The organism is Paenibacillus hexagrammi (assembly GCF_021513275.1).
GTDB lineage: Bacteria > Bacillota > Bacilli > Paenibacillales > NBRC-103111 > Paenibacillus_E > Paenibacillus_E hexagrammi.
The window spans coordinates 2,786,523-2,808,881 of record NZ_CP090978.1; the positions used below are offsets into that span (position 1 = coordinate 2,786,523).

The following is a 22,359-nucleotide window of genomic DNA, read 5'->3' on the forward strand; positions in this document are numbered from 1 at the left end:
TTATCCAATTTTGTGTCAACCAATGTGTATCAACCGATTCTTAACGCCGTTAAAAGTGCGAACACTTCCAACGCGACCGTCGGAGATACGGTCGTATACACCGTGAACGTCAGTAATACCGGGAATATACCCGCAGCCTTGACATTCACGGATACCATTCCAAATGGTACCACCTTTGTACCCAACAGTGTGATCATCAACGGAGTACCCTTAACAGGAGCTGAACCGGCAGCGGGATTCTCTGCGGGTACGGTTGCTCCAGGCGCGACAACACGCATTTTATTTTCTGTGGTGATTGACTCCTTGCCCACACAGCAGCAAATTTCCAATCAAGGTACGGTGAGTTACACGTTTATACCGCCTGACGGCGTGACGCGAAGCGGGTCTATCGTCACCAATACGGTAACGTTCCCGGTTTCTGCTCCGAATGTCACCCTTGTAAAAAGCTCGAATGCGACGGATGCTGTCACTGGAGACGTTATCACCTATAGTATTGTAGTCACCAATAGCGGCATAGAACCGGTAAACGACGTCCGATTTGTCGATCCTATCCCTGCGGGCACGCAATTGGTTCCGAATAGCGTGACTGTTGCGGGATCTCCTGTTGCAGGCGCTAGCCCCGCCACGGGTGTAACCATCGGAACGATTGCTCCAGGCGGCTCCGTGACCGTTACATTCCGTGTTACCGTAACGTCCGTTTTGGATCCTGCAACTATTACGAACCGCTCTTCCGTCAGCTTCACATCAGGATCGTTCAGCGGCGTCGCCTTCTCCAACGACAACGCGATTCCCCTCTACGAACCGATTATCAATCTTGTTAAAAGCACCAGCGAAGCTCGGGCAACGGTTGGCGATACGATCGTGTATACCTTAGTTGTAAGCAACTCAGGCAATCTTCCTGCTCAGGTAACCGTATTTGATGCGATCCCTACAGGAGCGGATTTCGTCCCAAACAGTATCATTGTGAACGGCGTGGCGCAGCCGGGAGCGACACCGGACAGTGGAATCAGCATCGGTACGGTATCGCCTGGCGAAGCTGCAACAGTTACCTTGACACTGCAGGCATCCGTTGAAACGCTTCCGGCCAGTCAGCAGCTTACCAATCAGGCATCGGCCAACTATTCATTTACTCCGCCTGATGGGCGCACCTTAACCGGAACTTCATCGTCCAATATCGTCACGATCCCGGTATCTTCCCCTGATGTTACTGTTGTGAAAAGCACGACTGCGACGGATGCTGTCGTAGGAGATGTTATTCCTTATTCCATAACTGTAACCAACAGCGGCTTTGAAGCTATTACGAACGCTGTCTTGACCGACCCGCTTCCGGCGGGAACGCAGTTCGTAACAGGCAGTGTTACGGTCGGCGGAGAATCGAGGCCCTCGGCAAGCCCGAACGCAGGCATTCAACTTGGAACGATTGCTGCTGGGTCGTTCGTCATTGTCACGTTCAGGGTTACCGTCATCAGTCTGCCGAATCCAGCCGTTATTGAGAATCGTTCCGTTGTCGGCTTTTCGTCCGGTACTTTTAACGGAACGAGCGTCTCCAACACGGTAACTACTCCGGTATATCAACCGATTGTAGCCGTCGTCAAAAGCGCTGACCGTTCCAATGTCACGGTCGGCAATACGGTTACCTATACGCTAGCCGTAACAAATTCCGGAAATTTGGCCGCCTCGGTCACGTTGACCGACCCCATTCCTTCAGGGACCGAATTCGTGGATAACAGCGTTGTCGTAGACGGTGTTCCTCAGCCGGGAGCGAATCCGGCGCAAGGAATCAGCATCGGTGTTGTTCAGCCTGGCGATACCGTCGTGGTGCGTACGACCTTCCAGGTCACCGTAGAAACGCTTCCGAATCCGCAGCAGCTCGTCAATCAGGCAAGTGCTGATTTCACCTTTACACCTCCAGATGGACGTTTGCTCACAGGTTCTGTCACATCCAACACCCTGACCATTGCCGTCTCTTCTCCGAATGTAACGGTAGCCAAGAGCACGAGCGCGATCGACGCGGTCGTTGGTGACACCTTGACTTACACCGTCATAGTGACGAATGCGGGAATCGATACGGTTAACAATGTGGTATTGATTGACCCCGTTCCTCTAGGAGCCCGCTTTATCTCCGGCACCGTTATTGTTGACGGTGTTCAGCGGCCAAGCGATGACCCGAATACAGGCATTAACATTGGTGCGATCCCAGCTGGAGGCTCCTCGATCGTCACCTTTGAGGTAACTGTCGTATGACCTGCGACTCCAACTGCAATAACGACCAGATTCTGCGCAATCAATCCGTAGTCCGTTTCAGTACAGGCGGATATACGGGGCACGCCTACTCCAACGTGGTGCTGACCCCAGTCAATGGGCCCCGGCTCGTTGTACACATTTCCGCTAGCGAATGCCTGGCGACTGTCGGTCAAACGATCAATTATCGCATTCATATTGTGAATCTAGGCAATGTGTGCGCGAAAGCGACTTTACTGCATTTCATACCCGTTGATACTCGATTTGTCATCAATAGCGCAACGCTCCAAGGTGTACCTTTGCCCGGCGTGGACCCCCTTCAGGGGATCCCGCTTGGCGAAGTTTGTGTCGGCGAATCCGGTGCAGTGGACGTCACCTTTCAAGTTGTCTTGATAGCAGCTCCAGCTTCCGGTAACTTACGCAATCAAGTGACAGTCCCCTACTCCTTTACGGCTACAGATGGCAGAACAATCTGTGGAACGGTCAGATCCAACACTTCAACCATTCCGGTACAAGAACTAAAGATCGGCGTGCTCAAAACAGCAAGCGCCGATACGGTCATATCCGGAGATAAACTAACCTACTACGTGAGAGTTATTAATGAGAGTGATCAGCTATTAGAAAGCGCCATGATTCGGGACTCACTTCCAGCCGGCGTTACTTTTATTGAAGGCAGTGTAAGTGTGAACCATCAAACGGAAAGGGACGCATCCCCGCTAACGGGGATCAGGCTTTCTCACCTTCCAGCGAAAACCTCCATCGAGGTTGCCTTTGAAGTCATGGTGGGGGATTCCGTCCACATAGGTTCGGATGAAACTACTATTGCTAACCATGCCGAGCTCATCTACTCCCTCTTCGGCATCGAGCATTCTCTTCAATCAAATACCGTTGAGACTAGTTTGTTACAAGCGAAGCTCTGTATCGTCAAGTCTGTCAATCTTGCTAAAGCCACTCTGGGTGATACACTTTGTTACACCCTTGAGATCGTCAACGAAGGACATGTACCGGTCGATGCGGTACTAACCGATATACTCCCGATCGGCAGCCTGTTTGAATGGGGAAGCGTCAGCATACAAGGCGTCTATCAGCCAGACATCCAGCCATCCCAAGGAATTCGGCTGGGGCTAATCCAGCCTTGTCATCGTATCGATGTATCCTTCCGGGTGAAGGTACCGACGATCATTTCAGACCCGAAGATGCATGCGCTTGTCAATCAAGCTCAGCTTCACTACCACTACATGCTTCCAGACGGTCGGACGATTCGATCCACCCTTTGTTCCAACACAGTCACTACGCAATTGTTCTTCCCGTTCATCAACATCGGGGTTACTCCTACGCCTACGATCACGGACCCCGGGGGGATAGTTACCATGACGTGCAGAATCATCAATTCGGGAAATCTGGGAGCCGATATTACTCTTCACGATTGGATTCCGGAGGGAGCCGCATTAGAGGCTGGCAGCATACGAAAGAATGGCGTTCCTTATCCCTCCAAAAATGATAATCATGGACTGCAAATCGGAGCATTGGAACCCGGCAAGTCGATAGAGATCACCTATATCCTTCACGTAAACAAGCATCCGAACACGCGCTTCCTGACAAGTCACTTGTATGCGGCATATTGGTTTGAGCTGAATCACCATAAACATTCTGGCATGTCATACGCCAATGAATACCGGGTATGGATCGAGCACTGGCATGAGTAATTCCCCTTTGCCAAGAAAGAAGGAGCCCTTCATCCCGTATATGCAGCAAAACAAAGCAGGCTGCCTGAGCAGCCTGCTTACAGTTCGTCAATAAAGTTACGTCCATTACGTGCTTGAGCCGTTTTTCTCCAATCGCTACATATCTAAGGGATCGTCTTCCGGATCAGCAGGTTCCTGAACGTCAGCTGGTTCCTGAGCATCAGCAGATTCAGAAGGGAGTGCTTGCTGAATTCGTGTTGCGGGAAACGTAGGCTTCGGCCTGTTCTCACCGTACAGCTGCAGGTAGATCTGATCAATTTCTTCTCCCGTCAAATCCTCCTGCCTTAATAAGGCTTCGGCAATGGCATGAACGAATTCCGCATGCTTCCGCACCAGTTCCTTGGCAAGCTCCATCTGCTCCTTAAGCAGCTCGTTGATCTTAGGTCGAAGCGCTTTGAGCGCGCTCTCCCGGGTACCGGCTGCCAGCCAGCTGAACAGCTCATCACCCATGCCGACCATGCCGAGATATACACCGGCAAGCTGAGTAGCCTGCTTCAAGTCGGAAGTAACGCCGTTAAGCTTTTTACCGAGGAATTCTTCTTCTACAGCTCTAGCCGCCAGACAAACCTGAATTTCATACAAAATCTCGCTATCGCTGCGGTTATATCGTTCTTCCGTCGGTTTCGTCGCGGCTAAGCCTAGAGCACTCCCGCGGCGGACAATGGTCACCTTCCAAACTCTCGCATGCGGCTTCAACAAATATTGCGCCACAGCATGACCCGCTTCATGGTAGGCAACATTTCGTTTCTCATCCTCGCTCATGGAGCGAAGCGGCTGTTTCAGCCCCCACTCGTACGTTTCCATGGCATACCGGAAGTCTTCATAGCCGGCTTCCTGTGCGCCGCGTTGATGCGCAATGACAACCGTCTCATTCACGATATGCTTGATTTGCGCGGGGCTGTAGCCGACAGTATCCAGTGCAGCTTTTTCCGGTGTCAGTGTATCGTCTTTCTTGACTTTTTGCAAATAATACGTGAACACATCTACTCTACCGTTATAATCAGGCGCATCTACCCAGAGCTGGCGGTCAAACCGTCCCGGACGCAGCAAGGCGGAGTCTAATACATCGGGCAGATTCGTCGCAGCTATCGTCAGTACCGCAGGTCTCTCCGCTTTTTTGCGGCGCAGCCCTAACGTACGCAGGAACTTGGCGAACCAGGAGCTGTCAAGGTTAGGGGGTCCATCTGCAGCAGCAGCTCATTAAGTAAACCGGTTCCCCCGCCCATTCCCATCAGCATACCGCCGCCGCCTCCGCCGCCCTGCCGGCTCATGCCGATCGCGTCGATTTCATCGATGAAAATGATGCAGGCGCCGTACACTTTAGCGAGCTTGCGTGCCTTCTTATATAGACGCATGACCTTCAAGTTGCCTACGCCGAAGAACATGTTCTGAAAGCTTGGCGCTGACGCATAGGCAAAAGGAACCTTAGCTTCATTCGCGATAACTTGAGCCAAATAAGATTTCCCCGTCCCCGGTGGTCCACAGAGCAGGAAGCCCCGAATCGCTTCCCCTCCCATTTCCTTGAACTCTTTGACACCTTTTAACAGGGTTACAATCCGTTTCGCATTCTCGACGATCTCCGGGTTTCCGCGATAATCCTCCCAGGTTGCTCCTGTCTCTCCTGGTAGAATCCAGTACGTACGCCCCCTGGCAAGAAACCAGAACAAGGCGACAAATTGAATAATAATAAAAACGACGGCGTAAAGCAGCTGAAAAAGTAAACTAAACACACCGATGGCGGCGCTCCAAGCTATCGGTCCTCCCACATACACGCCAACGCCGACGATGACAATAGCTGCGAGCCATAGAAGAAATTTCCGCAACTTAATCCACCTATATCTCCTCATGCTCACACATCCTTATGATCAATTTCGTATTATCCATTTGTGAAACATATTTTCCAATGTTGTATTGCAAATATATTCGGCGATTCTACAATACATACCCTGCCAAGCAGGTGAAATGCCAACTATGCATTTGCCATGAGGTAATCTTCGTATCTCTGCCTCCTTTATGCCAATGGCTTCCTATACATATAGCTCTGTTCTTCAGTACCTTGAGAGACATTCACATTCTTTCGAGAACCTGTGAAGAATTTCCTCTATAGGCTGAGAAAAATTTACCCACTGCTGATATTTTCCATAAACTGCATAGATGGTATATACTTCAGCTATCACGACAGACAGGAGTCGATTCCACGATGGACCTGTATCATCCAGCCCCTTATTTAAGATCCGTACAACTATTACGGGACGAGGTTCCCTCTTTCGATCGGTATCCCTTCTACCTTCGTTCCATCAGAGAGCTTGCTACGCTGCCGCTTCATCCCAAGGTTACCTACATCGTAGGCGAAAACGGCATGGGAAAATCCACGCTTCTTGAAGCACTTGCGGTAGCATGGGGATTTAACGCGGAAGGCGGCGGCTTGAACTACTCATTCTCAACCTTTGCTTCGCATTCCGAGCTGCACCGGTATCTCCGCCTAGTTCGGGGTCTTAGAAAGCCGCGTGACGGGTTCTTTTTCCGTGCTGAAAGCTACTATAACTTGGCCAGTAACATCGAGGAACTGGATCGTGATCCGACTGGCGGGCGCAAAATCATTGAAAGCTATGGCGGCAAATCGTTGCATGAGCAGTCACACGGGGAATCATTCTTTTCCGCCTTCATGAACCGGCTTCGGGGCTACGGATTTTATGTGATGGACGAGCCGGAAGCGGCTTTGTCGCCATTCCGTCAACTATCGATGCTGGCAAGAATTCATGAGCTTGTCCTGCATAATTCCCAATTTATCATTTCTACACACTCGCCTATTCTTATGGCTTATCCGGACTCTATCATTTATCAGCTTACGGAAGATGGGATTCAGACCGTCACCTTGGAAGAGACGGATCATTACATGATCACGAGGGAATTCTTGAACAATAAGCAGCGAATGCTGAACGAGCTGTTTCGGGAAGAGGAATGACAACTGTCATCATACGATGCTACACCGTGCGCTAGGTTGGGAGCATCGCGCGGTAGCGGAATGAGCAAATGGATGCTCATCAGCGCAAAATCAACATTTTTCGGGGATAGAAGTTGTCCAAGACTGTCGAACATGCCATAATATACAAAGGCAGGAATGCACCAAATCGAATACATATGAAAGCAGGTAGGAAACAAGATGGGACGCAAATGGAATAATATTAAAGAAAAGAAAGCATCCAAAGACGCTAACACGAGTAGGATTTATGCCAAATTCGGTCTTGAGATATACGTAGCCGCCAAAAAAGGCGAGCCTGATCCAGAGTCGAATCAAGCGCTGAAATTCGTACTAGAGCGCGCAAAGACCTACAATGTTCCCCGCGCGATTATCGACCGCGCCATTGAGAAAGCAAAAGGCGGCGGTGATGATAACTACGAAGAACTGCGTTACGAAGGCTTCGGTCCTAACGGATCAATGGTCATTGTAGATGCGCTGACCAATAACGTGAACCGTACGGCGCCGGCAGTCCGTTCCGCTTTCACGAAGTGCGGCGGCAGCATGGGCGTAAGCGGCTCCGTATCTTATATGTTTACGGCTACTGCCGTAATCGGTGTGGAAGGCAAATCCGTAGATGAAGTGCTCGAACTGCTGATGGAAGCGGATGTCGACGTTCGCGACATTTTGGAAGAGGACGAAGCTGTTATCGTTTATGCGGAGCCGCATCAATTCCATGCGGTTCAAGAAGCATTCAAGCACGCAGGTATTACCGAGTTTAAGGTTGCAGAGCAGACGATGCTTGCACAAAACTATGTAACTCTGACTGAAGATGCTCAAGTTCAATTCGACAAGCTGATCGATATGCTGGAGGACCTGGAAGACGTTCAGCAGGTTTACCATAACGTTGAGTTTGCAGACGAAGAATAGTTCCGAAGCCAATAACTGCATGACAAAAAGCCGCGTTCGCGCGGCTTTTTTATCTGCCTTTACGGAGACCTTCAAATCGAATAGACAAAGCCTCGGTTCGTGACTTTATTGAGGTCATCCTCTCGCCCCTTCGCTAATCTCAGCTGGAGGGGCTTTCCTTTTACCAGGAAATTCGAGGTCAATCGTTCGAGGCATGCTCGCTTGCTCGTTCACGTTCCATGTAAAGCTCTCCCCATTCTTTCATCAGTGAAATGATGGGGATCAAGGTTTTACCAAATTCGGTTAGCGAATATTCGACCTTAGGCGGTACTTGATCATACGTTTTGCGGTCAATGATTCCTTCTCGTTCGAGATCCCGCAGCTGCAAGGTAAGACTATGATGCGTGACTTGAGGGTAGATTTTGCGAAGCTCTCCGAACCGCTTCGTTCCGCTTATCAAGTAATAAAGAATGACCCCTTTCCACTTTCCGCCAATAACATCCAACGTCGTTTCGACTGGACACTTCTTTTCTGGAGCATTTGCCATCCTATTATCCCTCTGCATAGTATTATTTTTGTTACTTGGTATTATTTATTTGCGTACTTTAAGTATATTACTAACTTTTATACAATGAAAGAGCCAATAGCACTACTATGTGAAAGGAATGATTGTAATGGGAAATACGAAAAACATGAAGAGATTTGAGGGCCAGACAGCGCTTATCACTGGGGGCGGCACCGGGATGGGCCGCGCTGCAGCACTAAGGCTCGCAGAGGAAGGCGCCAATGTCGTTATTGCAGGTCGACGAACGAAAGAGCTTCAAGTCGTTTATGAAGAAATTGTCTCTCAAGGAGGTAGGGCCCTTGCCGTTCAGACTGATGTTGCCGACCCTCAGCAGGTCGAAGCGCTTGTAAACAAAACGCTGGAGGTGTTTGAACGTCTAGATATGGCATGGAACAATGCCGGCATGCTTGGTGCTTTCTCACCTGTACATCAACTATCTTTTGAAGATTTCGATACACTGATGTCGGTCAATTTGCGTGGTGTTTTCGCCTGTTTAAAATACGAGATCGCAGCCATGCTCGACCTTGGAATCCAGGGCTCAATCGTTAACACATCTTCGTGGACGGCCCATGGGGCAATGCCCGGCACTTCAGGCTATGCAGCCTCAAAAGGAGCTCTTGATGCGATGATGAGAACCGTGGCGTTAGAGGTAGGTCCCAGCAACATTCGAATTAACAATGTCAGTCCTGGAATGATTGCAACTCCGATGTCACAGGAGGTTCTAAGTGACGAGACTATGGCGAGACCCTTCGTCAAACAAACTCCCTTACAGCGGGTAGGCCAATCCGAAGATGTGGCTGATGCTGTGCTCTGGCTGCTTTCCGACGACGCTCGATTTGTTACTGGTCAGAGCATACTCGTAGATGGCGGGTATACGATCGGCGGATTACGCCCGTGACTGAACGATGAATATTTACAAGTCAAACGGCAGCCTAAAGATCCATCACCGGCTGCCGTGTTGTCTCAATGAAACGATCATCTGCATAGAGTTCCTTACCGCAATTGTCAGGGTGCATGAATATCAGCATAATGCATCCTTCACTTACTGAATCTGAATGATAATATTGATTACACCCATTCATCAAAATGCTCTGTTACAAAGCGAATCTCCCTCTCATAATGCGCCAGATGCCCCTCATCAACCATCTTTTGAAAGGCAGGATTTCCGTTAGCAGCACCATCTCTAAGCGTATTGCATAGTACGGTCAAACGTTCAATAATCCATGGTTGTAGGTTCTCAGGCATAGGCATTCCATATGCTTCAAAAACCAAACGAATTCTCCGTCGCCGCTCTTCAGCATGTAATTCATACTGATAGACCATCGTTTTCCCAGAAGAAGGTTCAGGAGCAAAGCCTGCAAGCGGAACCGATGTATAAAGGAAATACGCGATGTCCCATATACGGGGACCTGGGCCTGACATGTCAAAATCAATCAAGGCAACAGGAACCTCCTGCTGAAAAACAACATTGTACAGCGCTGCGTCATTATGGCAGATGACTTCATGCTCTGCTTCCTCACCATAGCTAAGCTGCCATTTATTTTCCAAATTCAAAGCAAACTCTGTAGTTACATCATGAAAACGACGTAATAATCGGGCCGAGCTTACTAGCGTTTCATCCGACCACATGTAAGGCTCAAGCTCTGGATAATCGTTTCCCGGTACTTTTCCAGGCATAAACGTCAGCATTTCACGACCAGCATCATCTATTCCAAGAAATCTAGGTGCTCCTTCAAAGCCCATCTCTTCTAAATATTGGAGTAATTTGTGAACATTAGTGCTCCAATAACCTATAGGGCGGCGAACAGTGTTCCCTACTCGGACAATGTGATTTACATTACCGCCTTTTAACACTTCTTCCTGATGTGCCAAAGTCATCCCCCTCATTTGAAAAAGCCGTCATCCAATTTTTCGAAGCAGTGAGATTGGAAAACTAACCTCTTCCCCATTCATCGTTCCCCACGCCATGACACCGTTCAAGTAATCCACTTTCATCGGCAGCTCCTGATCCGTGACTTCATAGAGACCAGGTGGATAATCCTCCGGCGATAGCAAATAAGCACGGGCAAAATTGAATTTGCTGCTCAGAATCTCCAGCTGACTTGGGAACTGCACGGCCTCCATCTGTGTCTTTAAGCTCTCAATCTCCTGATGCAATTCGTCTTTCGTCATTTGCGAATATTTCTTCAATGCTTGTTCCTCCTCCGTACCTGCATTCAAAATGCGTTCAACAATAAATCCATCAGCACTTGCTGAGGTCACCTGATACAGCTCGTCAAAGCCCTCTTCATACATGGGTATTTCCAGTTTTTTGAGCACGCTGCGGATTCCGACCTCCGAAACCCTAGCCTTACCGGTCCGCGTTTCATTTCGGCGTATCGAAACTTCATAATCGGGTGCAAAATAATAACCCACGATCTTAAATTTGTGCGCTTTAGCCGCTTCGATATAACGCTGCCTGTCTTCCTTTGTCGGATTCGTGTTATCGACTACAAACGGCATTTTCCCTTCCAGACAAGCCTGTAAAAAGATTTGCTCCCGATGCCTAGTCCTGAGCATATCCAGATTCAGCCTTATATGTGTCTGGTAGAACCTTTCTTTGCAAAACGTCGATTTACCGGAGGCCTGAATGCCCACGAATAACACACATTCCATCCTCTACACTTCCTTGTTCCCGTACACGTATTGTTCAATGTAGTCTCTATGCTGTGTAAATACAGGAGTCTCATGATCCGTTTCCCATTTATGACGTACGGCAGTTCCCTTCATAAAGGTCTGTTTGGTGATGCAGATCCCACGCTTTTGCCACACCGGAAGATCATTCCAATTGATCCCTCTCTCCACAAACAGCTTATCCTGAAGCTGCTTCCCATTTAGCCCCTGTAATTCTGCATGCGAAAAATTCGCCTGAGCAACCATAGAGATACTGTTCTTCGTTGCATCCTGCTGCCGCCATATAAAGTAGTTAGCAACTTCATCATGTGGAAGCACCCATGCCCTGCTGTCAAAGACTGCGAGCTCTTTATCGGGAAGCACCTTCTTGATTTCTTCATTAAATTTAGCGGTCGCCAGGGATGCGGACACAGATACGACTTTTTGAACATTATTATCAAACCATGCTTCTGTGGTCCATTTATCATCATTCGTTAACAACATAGATATTTCATCACTTTGGTGGTAAACCAGCCTGCAGCCCATGATTTGAGCACCTAGAAATTTACAGGTTTCCCACATGGCTGCGGTCAATTGTTCATCAAAAGGCTTCTTTAACCCGCGGGTAAAAGTATGAAAGTGACAGCCGTCTATCCGCAGCAGTACTGGAAGCCTTCTCGGCAGCAGCTGCCGCGAAGCAAATTCATATTGCTTCATGCGGTTGCCGAAATCATCTTTTGCCATAAACCAACAACTCCTATCCAAGCTCCAGCTGCAGCCGGATCATATCCAAACAAGGTAATCCATCCTCCATAATAGGCTCCATATAGTGCTTAACAAAATGATCCCGCTCAACTCCGACGATGCGAAATCCACACTTTTGATACAGAGCCAGTTGGCTAATACTAGAATTGCCTGTACCCACATCCAAATGGACATAGCCTGAATCCTTCGCTGTTTGGACAGCATGGCAGATCAGAGCTCTCCCGATGCCTCGGCCTTGATGCGATTCTTCCACTGCGATGCAGATAATCTCAGCTGTCTTGGGTCTGGTAGGCAGCAGGACATACGCCCCTACAATTTGCTTATCCACTTCCGCGACATAACAGCTCCCTCTGTAACGGTAGCTACGAATCATCGCTTCATCCGGATCAGCCAACAGCAATACATCGATGGGCCATTCTTCCTCTAACGCTAGTTCTCTTATGAACACCATGAATCACCCCTTTATTCTCTCCAAATGATCATTATCCCTACACTACCCACGATGATCATGGAAAACAAGATACAATTTTCGTATAAAGGATTATTGACCCACCAATAGATTACCAAGGATACACGACTTCGTTGCCCATTAAAGATAAATAGGCCGACCAGTTTTACACTGGTCGACCTAATCCTTTGAAACCATCAACTTGAAGGGTCCTGCATCCATGAACGAAGGATACCGTAATTAAATCATCAGAATATCCTTAATATCCTGCTCCGACAGGCCTGGTATTTGCTCTTGACCGGACTCAGGCTCAACCACTTCTTCAATCAGATGCTTTTTCCTCATTTGCAGCTGGAGCATCTTCTCCTCAACGGTGCCTTGCGCGACCAGGCGGATGATTTGGACAACCTTCTTCTGGCCGATCCGATGAGCTCGGTCTGCTGCCTGCTGCTCTACTGCCGGGTTCCACCACAGATCATACAAGAGCACCGTATCTGCCCCTGTTAAATTCAGCCCCGTTCCACCCGCTTTGAGCGAAATGAGGAACAAATCCTTTTCTCCATTGTTAAAACGGCTGCATAACTCCACGCGCTGCCTTGTCGGCGTACTTCCATCCAGATAAAAATAAGGTACACCGCGGTAGCCCAGCTCCCGGCCGATCAAACCAAGCATTTCCGTAAATTGTGAAAAAACAAGCATTCTTCTTCCTGCGCTGCGGCAATCTTCAATGATCTCCAGAAGCTGTTCATATTTGGCCGAGCTTCCTTCGTAATTCTCTATGAATAAGGAAGGATGACAGCAAATTTGCCTCAATCGGGTGATACCAGCCAGAATCTTGATCCTGCTCTTCTCAAATCCATTGACACTCAAATGTTTGAGTGTTTCCTGCTGCAATTGGGCCAAATATGCGGCATACAGCTTTTTCTGGGCAGGCTCGAGCTCCGAGGAATGAACCGTCTCAATTTTGTCCGGAAGCTCACGAAGTACATCGGATTTCACCCTGCGCAGCATGAAGGGCCTTGCCCTCTTGGCGATCGTCTCGCGCGACAGTTCGTTGAATGATTTTCGTCCCGGAAATAGATCTGGAAAAACAGCATCAAAAATCGACCACAGCTCCTCCAGAGAATTCTCAATCGGCGTACCGGAAAGGGCGAACCGATGGCGGGCCTGGATGGTTTTTACTGTCTGCGCGGTAAGTGTAGCATGATTCTTGAATGCCTGTGCTTCATCCATAATCACCGTATGAAAAACAGCACTTGCAAACAAATCCATATCGCGGCGAAGAAGCGGATACGAAGTTAGGATCACATCATATTCAGAAGCATGTTTGATAAGCTTGGCTCGCTCCTCCCTGCTGCCGTCAGCAATGGCGGTTCGAACGAACGGAGCAAACTTCTCGAATTCCCCCTGCCAATTGTAGACAAGCGATGCCGGGGATACGATGAGTGCTGGCTCCTTCCGCTCGCGAATAGCAGGCAGCTCAGAAACGAGAAACGTAATGCTTTGTATCGTTTTTCCGAGTCCCATATCGTCAGCGAGAATGCCGCCGAAGCCGTAATAAGCAAGCATCTTCATCCATTGGAAGCCGTACTTTTGGTAATCGCGCAGCACAGGGTCCAGCTCCACGGGTACAGGAAAATCGAGATGATCTGGATTTTTGACATTATCCAAAAGCTGCCGAAGCGGCTTGCTTATCTTAATGGATGAACCTGCGCCTTCCTTTTCCATCAGATGAAGACCCCGATACATCGGGATCTGAAAGGTAGAGCGAGCCAAATCCTCCCTGCGGAAGCCGACTTCATTCAAGAAGCGCACGATCTCCTGAAACTCTTCGCTCTCCAGCGGCATGAGTGACCCGCCCGGCATCCGGTAGTACCTGCGTTTTTCCACGATCGACTGCAGCACCTTGCGGATTTCTGTCTCCGGAATGCCGCCGATATCAAATTTGAACTCCAACCAATCGGTTCGCTCCCCCACATTCACTCTCACCTTCGGAGCGGATGGCGGAACAAAGATTCGCGCTTTCACTGCCGAGGTCGCATACACATGCACCAGCTCCTCCAGCTGTGGAACGATATGACTGAGGAATTCATACTCCCCTTCTTCGTCATCCATGAAATAACCGCTCTCCGTTTGGGCAAAAGCACTCATTTCCATGAGCTCCAGAATCTTCTGCTCGCGGTTCTCATCACGAATGAGAATTCGGTCTTCTCCCCGCTGATCTAGTCGATCCTCAAGTGGGTTGATTGCAACGTCTCCATATTGAAATTCAAGTCCAGCTAGCAGCCGATCCCTCACCCGATCCAAATACAGCTTTGCGGTAAGCGGCGCTTGCACGAATAAATCCGCGATAGACTCCTTAATGCGCACATGACCAAGGTCCATAAGTCCGGGAATAACCTTCTGCACAAAGCTGGCCATTTGATCAGAGATTATTTTCAACTCCGGTTTGCGGAGACTCGCCATCATCTGCTTGAGTTCGGACAGCCTTTTGCCTGATTCATCCGTCACTTTAAGCAATCTTCCCTGATACAACACGTACCTATACGGCTCCATAACTGTAATATCATCCAGCCCGTCGATCACGAGCGCATATCCATCCTCGTCCGAATCCGTGAGTTCAAATTGAAGCGGCAGCGATTCTTTCGATAGTTGAAAGCCCGGATAGCTTCTCCCCTCATGCTCCATGTGTACCATGGAAGCTTGGGCAAGCAGCGGCAGCAGCGCATCCCAACTGCTAGGCGGTATCAGCAGAATCCGGTCCCGGATCGAGCTGGGTGCGTATGCAGTCTGAGCCTGCAGCGTTTCCCGATATAGGGACTCATTGTCAAAAATATCCACTAACGATCGGATTAACCGATCATCTTCTGGCTTGAAGCTGTGCAGCTCCGGTTCATACATAAAGCTGTTTGTAAAAACATACGGCCTCCCTGCAGCCACGTGCTCCAGGAAAGTCTTCATTTTCTGAACCTTATACAGCCTCTGGGCCCCAATCTTAAGCTCAATACCAAATAAGCATGTATCCGTTCTATAGGAAAAAGCTTTGCAGGTAAACTCAGCCTGAAGCACCGATCTATTGTCAAAATACGTCCGCGACCTGCTGGGCGCTGCCTTCTTGCTGCTGAATATGGACATCACGCGGTTCGTCAGCTCATACTCCTCAGAAAGAGGAGCCGATTTACCGCCTCCTCTTAATGAATGGTTGGAATGACCGCTGTTGTTGTGAAGCAAAGAAGGATACACTCTCCCTTGCTTCCTTCCGTCATGAAATGCTTCCTGGATGGTAAGCAGCAGCGCGGCGATATGCTCGCAGTAGTCGTCATCCTGATAAAAGGTAGTACAGCTGCAGGAGGCATCCACATCTCCATTCCGGTCGATCGCGGCGGCCACCTGATAACGGCTTTTGCCATACACCCATGCTTCCCAGGATGCCGGCTCCGAGCGGTGCTCCGTAACGGCAACCTTCCCTTCCTGCTGGTAGAGTAGGCCTTGCTCGAATGATCTAGCACCGCATAACAGCTTGATGATCCGATCTGTTAATTGAAAACTCACCCTCATGATCCTTCCTTTATCGAACTGGTATTCCGATATTTGCTGTAAGAATCATCATAACAGATTTTCGCTGAGGTTGACGAGTTCATCTGCTGATCAAGTTTCTTTCATGAGGCTAACCGCTGCATGGGGCTTGGCTTTGGGCTTCTGCTGCCAATTTACCAGGAAAATACCGACACAGATCAAAGCCCCACCCACACCGGCATACCACTGAACCTTCTCTTGCAGCAAAATCCAGCTGGACAGCACGCCGAACAACGGCACCAAAAACAAAAATGCGCTTGTTTTGCCCGGGTCCCCGCTGCGCAGTAAGAAGTACCATAACGAAAACTGCACAATCGAACCCATAATGGCAAGCCAGAGCAGAACCGTAACTGACATCAGGGAGAATGTAAAATGAGGCTGCTCCGTTACTGCGCTTAAAATGAGCAGCGCGATTCCGCCGGCCAGCATTTGATAAGCGGCTAGCACATTCATATCGAAAGCGGCGCCCCATCGCTTAACCAGCAGTGTAGCCACAGCGAAGCAGCAAGCTCCGGCCAAGCTAATCAACGTTCCCGGCTGGAAACTCATCTGTAAGCCGAACGCACAGGCAACACCGATAAATCCGATGACGACCCCGATCCACTGGCGTTTATTGTAAACCGCACCGGCGAAGATCGTACTTAGTACGATCACAATCAGTGGATTCGTGCAGGTGATAATCGACGACTCCGCCGAAGTGATCCACCGCATACTGAAATAAGCGCAGCCCATAACCCCAGCTGACTGAAACAAGCCGATGACGGCAGCCTGCAGCCACATCTTCAGGCCTTTAGGCTGAGGCTTCCGGGCGGTAATGATCGCAAAGACGGCACCTGCCAATACGAAGCGGCATCCCATAAGAAGGAATGGCGGCGCATAGGCTAACCCGATTTTACCAACTGGAAAAGCAACTCCCATAAGGAGCGTAGTAAGCAAGATTAACGTAACATAAGTTGAAGTCTTCATTCTTCATACCTCCATCCAAACTGATACTTTTTATTGTAGTGGAGGTTTGACTTTATGTATAATGATTGTTATCGATGTTGGATATCATTTGGATTGATAGCAAAGATCACGATCGGAGGGATTTGTATGGAAAGTACTGATTTACGTGTGTTTCAATCGGTTGCTCAGGAGGGTTCTATTACGAAAGCAGCCTCCCGGCTCGGCTATGTGCAGTCGAATGTAACGAACCGCATCCAACAGCTGGAGACAGAACTGAATACCTCCCTGTTCGTTCGCCATAATCGCGGCATGACACTCTCTTCCAGCGGCAAGACGCTGCTCGGTTACGCCGATAAAATCATTAGAATGTTAGATGAAGCCTCCAGAGCTCTCTCGGCGACGGAGGAGCCCAAAGGCCCGCTTCAAATCGGATCTACACAAACTGCAGCCGCTGTTCGATTGCCTAAGCTGCTGGCCTCTTATTATGCGCTTTATCCGGATGTGCACTTGTCGTTATCGACCAATCATTCGCAGTCACTCATGGATAAAGTACTGCAGTATGAATTGGATGGCGCCTTCATCGGTTGTCCATGTGATCATCCCGACATGCAGGCCATCCCTGCTTTTGACGAAGAGCTTGTTGTCGTATCGGCACCATCTGTTACAAGCCTGAAAGAAGCGGCTGCCAAGCCTATCCTTGTATTCAGCAAAGGATGTTCCTATCGAGATGTGCTGCATCAATGGCAAGAATCTGCCGGAATCACGCAGCCTGTTATTATGGAATTCGGCACCTTGGAGGCAATTATCGGGGGAGTTTCCGCAGGACTTGGTATCTCTGTTATGCCCAGAGCAGTCATTCACAAACATGAAGCTGACGGAGCAGTTCGCATCCATGAATTACCCATCTCCTACAGCCACATGACAACTCATTTCATTACGCGGAAAGATTCATTTGTCAGCAGTGCGTTAAGAGCATTTATAGAGATGATTCCGACCACACCGCAATCGAGCGTTACTTCACTGATTTGACAGCAAAACGCAGCATTGCGATTATATCATCCATTCCAAATCAGCCCTATGAGATACAACTGGTATCCCATAGGGCTATCATTCCTTCTTTCCTAGTTCAAGCTATCCTTATTGAAGAATGAAGCTAGCTACAAGTGCAAGATCTTCAATATCGACAACCAGATCATGATTGATATCCGCATGCTGGAAGTCACTCAATCGGCGTCTGACGACGATTTGCCGTATGCGGACGCTACGATCGCTAGATCCGCAATGGAGTATTTGCCGTCTTGATTGGTGTCGCCTGACTCCGCATGTACCACACTGCTTAAGAAGGTTTGCAGCGCTGCTTGCAGCACACCTGCAGCCTGGTTCACCTCTGCCTGCGTAGCGGAGGAATGGTTTGCAACTGCTCCGGCTCGATCAATAGCCGATTGCAGTGCCGCTTTTGAGCCTGCCGGATATTGCCCCGGCGAATTGCCCTCTATAGCAGAGTCATAAGCAGCTTGCGCTTCTGCCAAGCGTTGAATGAGAACCGATTTATCCACTTGAACAGCTGCCTGGATGCTTAAACTATGAGAAGCACTTTCGAGCTCCTGCTCTTCCCCGCTCGCATCTGCAACGATCGCTTTGCTCACGGAAATCGACGTGTTCCCATCCGCCGAACCAGCTGCAGCCGTCCAATTCAGCTGAAGCAGTGGATCCTCCATTTGATCAGCGGGCAGTCCCAAGTTAGCCATAATGAAACGGATTTGACCTTCCGACTTCCGCTCATCCACGATGACAAAGGTATCCTTCAACGCTTCAGAGCCTGCATATTCGATTTTGGAAGGATCATAGGTGACGGTAATGTCCTGTGCGTACACATTTTGAGTTACTCCGCTTATGCCTATCAGCGTCTGAAACGGCTGGCCTTCAGTAACCGTGTCAGGTCCCGTCAATGCCGCAGCCGGCGGACTATCCGGTTCTGTCACCCCTGCCTGATGCGGACGAACGACTATATCATCCAACTCATAGAATCCGGTGCCTTTCATGAAAGTAATCGTGTTGCTGCCTTTGTGCAGCTGCACGCTGAGCGGAAACGCCATAAAACGGCCCCATCCCCTAGTACCTTGCAGCTTGATGGACTTCTCTTCGCCATTCACCAACACTTTACCGGTCGCTGCTTGGAAACCGCTGCCGTTGGCGTACCAGATGTCCATGTCGTAAGCGCCGTCTTCCGGCACCTCGACATTCGTAAAGGATACGTAGCTGTCTTCGTAATCCATGCCGCCGATATACTTCCCACCCGATGCACTATTGTTTGTATTCAGCTGGACATGGAACGTATTCGCCTGCTCTGCTTCATATTGCACAGGCACTGCCTCTTCTGCCTTATCGGTAGCTTGCGGGAAATAAGTAACTCTCAAATTCTCCGATCCATACGGCACTAGCGTAATATTTTCTATTGCTTCATCTGACTGTACAGGACCTGCAGGCGGTTCAGCAGCTTCTACATTGTTTGCTGCTTTGCCCCAAGCAGAAATCCGCTTCGCCTTCGCGATCAGCTTCACCGGGCTTGAAGCCTGAAGGAACGGATTCTCCGGCATTGGACCGGTGACAACTTCAATGGTTGCTTCCGGATGCTCGCGATCGATCAGCAAGCCGTAATTCCAAGGATTTTGCGCGGATATCTGATATTGATTGAACCCGAGTGCCGCCGCATCGAATCCAGGCTTCGCTGCAATCGGACTGGACTCTACCTGCCAGTTCTCATCCATTTGCAGGGAGAAAACCAACGGTCCGCGTTCGATTCCGACCGAATTGTTTACCCAGGTCGATGTTTTCAGCTTCATCGGAACTGTCAATACGACCCGATCTCCCGAATTCCATGTACGGTCAATAGTCATGTATTCCCCCGAGATGACACCTTGCTGGCTAACCCCGTTTACCGTCACTGTCGGACCATCGGCCCATGCCGGTATCCTAAGCTTCAGCGGGAATTGTACGCTCCTTGACGCTGTAACATCAAATCCGATTTGATCCTCAAACGGATAATTGGTCGTTTCATCTATGGTAACGTCTGCTTGCTTGATTCTAGTTTTCACACGGCTTGGTCCGTAGGCAATGACACCCAAACCGCCTTCAGGAACTCCGGCCCACATGTTCTTAACAAAATAAGGCCAGCCCATATGCAAGTTGAAACGGCAGCACGGATAACCCGAGGTCGGCGATGGCATCGTGCCGTTATCGTATTCCTGCTTAAAGCCGTGATCGGCCAGATTACTTTCTACTTGATTCGGAAGCGAATAATACTGATGATTCTTGAGTTCTTTATCCATAGCTCCCGGTAAGGAGTTGAATGCGATCTTCTCCAGAGCATCGCCGATATGAGCGTCACCGAGAATCATCGCCGCTTCTTCATTGCTTTGCATCCGTTCGGTAATGGCGCATAGCTCCACCCCTTGCGTGGAACCGATACCTGCGAGCATCTCCGTGCCTGACGGCATACCAGTAATTTGCTCATGCTTTTTTAAATTCTCAACACCTGCTTGGAAGGCATCCCGGTCAACCGCATCGTTCGAACGTTGGTAATAGACCGTAGGCATCTTAATCGCTTCATTCACATTCACCGCATGCATCGGTTGGAAATCGTCACCGTAATTTTGAAAGCCGTCGTTCGTGAATATGTCAGTAAGCGGATAACCTTGTTCGGCAAGCGTATCGGCAAGGTTCAAAAGGAACGAATCTTCCGTCCGATTGTACAGCCACAGCACGGTGTCGATGTTGTCACCTACGCGCATTTTGCCCCAATCGCGAAGTGGCCGGGTTGGCAGCTGCGACGCTTGATAATGAAAGTAATTCGTCATAAAAGTTAGAACACGGGCGTCCTTCGTCGCTTCGTAGTAATCCTTCATGGCATACAAGGCGACCATGCGCGGCCACCAGTCGTCATTCGTTGACGGGCCGAAAGATCCGTCTTCGTGCTGACTTTGCAGGATGGCCGATATCCACTTTTGCGATGTCGCTATCAGATCCTGATCGCGAAGCGTATAAGCAAGCGGGACAAGCCCTTTCAGATAGTAAACAGGGCGCTCCCAATCAGAATCAGGAGCATTCCCGCCAAGCCAGCCGGCATTCGTGCTTAACTCGCTGTAGAGGTCCTCCGCATAACCGGTTGCTCCGTCACGCTGCAGCTCCAGCTGCTTTAGCAGCCAGCCCTTGGCTTCAATCGAGCCCAGTGGCAGCGGGATAAATGGCGTTTGCACAAGCGGACTCTGATTCGGAGTCGGGGCCTCCACCGTTTGCGGCGGTACGACATATTCGCTTGCGATAAAATGATCGAACATCGGCTGAGCACGATAGCTTCGTAAGCCGACGCCGCCTTTCAGATACTTGTCAGTGCTTTCACCTTTGAATTCCAGCACAGGAGTGCGTGTATCATTCACATAAACCTTAATATCATTACCGTATGTAACGACTTTCAAGTGGTAAAAGCGGTTCGGATCGACCGAATCAAACTTTTTGACAATTTTGAGCGGCGTCCAGTTGTTGTTCATTCTGCCCAGAATCACGTTGCCGTCCCCGCTTAATCCGGCATAGTAACCTTTCACATTGTCAGCCCCCGGTGCTGCACTCTGCGTTCTAAATACCATTCCCGCATCACCGGTTCCTGTATCTGAAGGGAGCTTGACATCGGTTTCGAGTGTCATATCCCCGAACTCCGCATCCTCCGCCATGATTTTGTAGCCGTCGCCTTTGTTCACCGTTATTGTGCCAGCTTGAAGCTTCCAGCTGCCGTCAACGGCTTGCCAATGCTCGATAGCTTGATCTTGTGCTTGATCGAAGGTGTCGCTCAATATGGTTTCACCTTCCACAGACTTGACAGTAAAGTTATCGTAAGACGGTAAGGAATTGTACATCCGGATACCGACATTCCCTCTGGCATAAGCCGTATCGGTTTGCTCCAGAACCAAGTTGTCGTTCAGATAGACTTGAATTTCACTTCCTACTGCATGTACTTTCAGATGGTACTTCGTGTTCGGATTCATGGTGACGGAAGCGCGCTTCAGCTCGTTCCAACTGTTGTTCATCCTTCCGAGCATAACAGCACCAGTCCCGCTGGCAGTAATTCCGGCATAGTACCCCTGCACATTATCGGCACCTGGTGTGGCGCTAACCGTACGGAACAGCAAGCCTGCATCCCCCGACCGATCGCTCAAGCTGAGATCTGTTTCCACAGTGACATCGCCCAGCTCCTGATCACCGCTCCAAACAGCCTTGTACCCTTGTCCCTTGGATACGGTCAGCTGCCCTGCGTCAATCGACCATGGACCTTCGATGACATTCCAGTTATCGTTAATTTTGAGCTGATCAAAGTGATCGGCAAAATATTCCGGCATTTCTTCCGTTTCAGCTGCTTGCGCCGAGAAAGGAAATACGATAGATACATAAATCGCCAAAATCAATAGTCTCACTAAAGATGTCTTCCCTAGCATAGCTCTTCACCTCTATATCATAGTAAGCTTTGGATAGCCAAGCACCTGCGTCCTCCCTCGCTATTCCC

The 22,359-nt window shown here is 49.5% G+C and carries 16 protein-coding genes and 2 pseudogenes; 6 read left to right on the plus strand and 12 right to left on the minus strand.

Features of this window, described 5'->3' with window-relative positions; translation table 11 throughout:
• Positions 1-12 precede the first annotated feature (12 nt).
• Both L0M14_RS12345 and L0M14_RS12350 read left to right on the plus strand, forming a co-directional pair.
• Positions 13-2,244, plus strand: coding sequence for a DUF7507 domain-containing protein (locus tag L0M14_RS12345; RefSeq protein WP_235122356.1), 2,232 nt, complete (start codon positions 13-15; stop codon positions 2,242-2,244).
• The gene (locus tag L0M14_RS12350) at positions 2,241-3,947 is read left to right on the plus strand and encodes a COG1361 family protein (protein ID WP_235122357.1); all 1,707 of its coding nucleotides are present in this window, start codon (positions 2,241-2,243) and stop codon (positions 3,945-3,947) included. The genes L0M14_RS12345 and L0M14_RS12350 overlap by 4 nt, the downstream gene beginning before the upstream one ends.
• A gap of 135 nt (positions 3,948-4,082) precedes the next feature.
• Here L0M14_RS12350 and L0M14_RS12355 read toward each other — a convergent pair whose 3' ends face one another.
• The 3 genes and pseudogenes from L0M14_RS12355 to L0M14_RS31010 form a co-directional block, all read right to left on the minus strand.
• Complete coding sequence (locus L0M14_RS12355) at positions 4,083-5,036, minus strand: ATP-dependent metallopeptidase FtsH/Yme1/Tma family protein (protein WP_235122888.1); 954 nt, start codon at positions 5,034-5,036, stop codon at positions 4,083-4,085.
• A gap of 6 nt (positions 5,037-5,042) precedes the next feature.
• A pseudogene (locus L0M14_RS31530) lies at positions 5,043-5,129 on the minus strand (hypothetical protein); the annotation flags it as partial.
• Positions 5,117-5,809 carry an AAA family ATPase gene (locus L0M14_RS31010; RefSeq protein ID WP_260115464.1) on the minus strand — a complete coding sequence of 231 codons (693 nt, stop codon included), beginning with the start codon at positions 5,807-5,809 and terminating at the stop codon, positions 5,117-5,119. The pseudogene L0M14_RS31530 and the gene L0M14_RS31010, both read right to left, overlap by 13 nt.
• A gap of 377 nt (positions 5,810-6,186) precedes the next feature.
• Between L0M14_RS31010 and L0M14_RS12365 the strand changes: the two genes are divergently transcribed.
• Complete coding sequence (locus L0M14_RS12365; protein WP_235122358.1) at positions 6,187-6,951, plus strand: AAA family ATPase; 765 nt, start codon at positions 6,187-6,189, stop codon at positions 6,949-6,951.
• A gap of 198 nt (positions 6,952-7,149) precedes the next feature.
• Positions 7,150-7,875: a YebC/PmpR family DNA-binding transcriptional regulator gene (locus L0M14_RS12370; protein ID WP_235122359.1), complete on the plus strand. Its 726-nt coding sequence runs from the start codon at positions 7,150-7,152 to the stop codon at positions 7,873-7,875.
• Between the two features lie 178 nt (positions 7,876-8,053).
• On the opposite strand, the gene L0M14_RS12375 is transcribed toward L0M14_RS12370, so the two are convergent.
• Positions 8,054-8,401, minus strand: a complete 348-nt coding sequence (locus L0M14_RS12375; protein WP_235122360.1) for a winged helix-turn-helix transcriptional regulator — start codon at positions 8,399-8,401, stop codon at positions 8,054-8,056.
• 145 nt (positions 8,402-8,546) lie between these two features.
• Between L0M14_RS12375 and L0M14_RS12380 the strand changes: the two genes are divergently transcribed.
• Positions 8,547-9,317, plus strand: coding sequence for an SDR family NAD(P)-dependent oxidoreductase (locus L0M14_RS12380; RefSeq protein ID WP_235122361.1), 771 nt, complete (start codon positions 8,547-8,549; stop codon positions 9,315-9,317).
• Between the two features lie 170 nt (positions 9,318-9,487).
• Here L0M14_RS12380 and L0M14_RS12385 read toward each other — a convergent pair whose 3' ends face one another.
• From L0M14_RS12385 to L0M14_RS12415, 7 genes and pseudogenes are all read right to left on the minus strand, one after another.
• The gene (locus L0M14_RS12385) at positions 9,488-10,291 is read right to left on the minus strand and encodes an aminoglycoside phosphotransferase family protein (RefSeq protein WP_235122362.1); all 804 of its coding nucleotides are present in this window, start codon (positions 10,289-10,291) and stop codon (positions 9,488-9,490) included.
• A 27-nt stretch (positions 10,292-10,318) separates the two neighbouring features.
• Positions 10,319-10,591: a DUF1811 family protein gene (locus tag L0M14_RS12390; protein ID WP_235122889.1), complete on the minus strand. Its 273-nt coding sequence runs from the start codon at positions 10,589-10,591 to the stop codon at positions 10,319-10,321.
• Positions 10,592-10,669: 78 nt separating this feature from the next.
• Positions 10,670-11,074: pseudogene (locus L0M14_RS12395) on the minus strand (AAA family ATPase); the annotation flags it as partial.
• A 3-nt stretch (positions 11,075-11,077) separates the two neighbouring features.
• On the minus strand, positions 11,078-11,815 hold the full coding sequence (locus L0M14_RS12400) for a tRNA(His) guanylyltransferase Thg1 family protein (RefSeq protein ID WP_235122363.1): 738 nt from the start codon (positions 11,813-11,815) through the stop codon (positions 11,078-11,080).
• A 13-nt stretch (positions 11,816-11,828) separates the two neighbouring features.
• The gene (locus L0M14_RS12405) at positions 11,829-12,284 is read right to left on the minus strand and encodes a GNAT family N-acetyltransferase (protein ID WP_235122890.1); all 456 of its coding nucleotides are present in this window, start codon (positions 12,282-12,284) and stop codon (positions 11,829-11,831) included.
• A gap of 240 nt (positions 12,285-12,524) precedes the next feature.
• Complete coding sequence (locus L0M14_RS12410) at positions 12,525-15,842, minus strand: DEAD/DEAH box helicase (RefSeq protein WP_311198877.1); 3,318 nt, start codon at positions 15,840-15,842, stop codon at positions 12,525-12,527.
• Positions 15,843-15,932: 90 nt separating this feature from the next.
• Complete coding sequence (locus tag L0M14_RS12415; RefSeq protein ID WP_235122365.1) at positions 15,933-16,826, minus strand: DMT family transporter; 894 nt, start codon at positions 16,824-16,826, stop codon at positions 15,933-15,935.
• Positions 16,827-16,952: 126 nt separating this feature from the next.
• Between L0M14_RS12415 and L0M14_RS12420 the strand changes: the two genes are divergently transcribed.
• Positions 16,953-17,834, plus strand: a complete 882-nt coding sequence (locus L0M14_RS12420) for a LysR family transcriptional regulator (protein ID WP_235122366.1) — start codon at positions 16,953-16,955, stop codon at positions 17,832-17,834.
• Between the two features lie 194 nt (positions 17,835-18,028).
• Here the strand turns inward: L0M14_RS12420 and L0M14_RS12425 are convergent, their stop codons facing one another.
• A complete protein-coding gene (locus L0M14_RS12425; RefSeq protein ID WP_235122367.1) occupies positions 18,029-22,270 on the minus strand; it encodes a 3-keto-alpha-glucoside-1,2-lyase-like domain-containing protein in 4,242 nt (1,413 codons plus the stop codon).
• Positions 22,271-22,359: the final 89 nt, after the last annotated feature.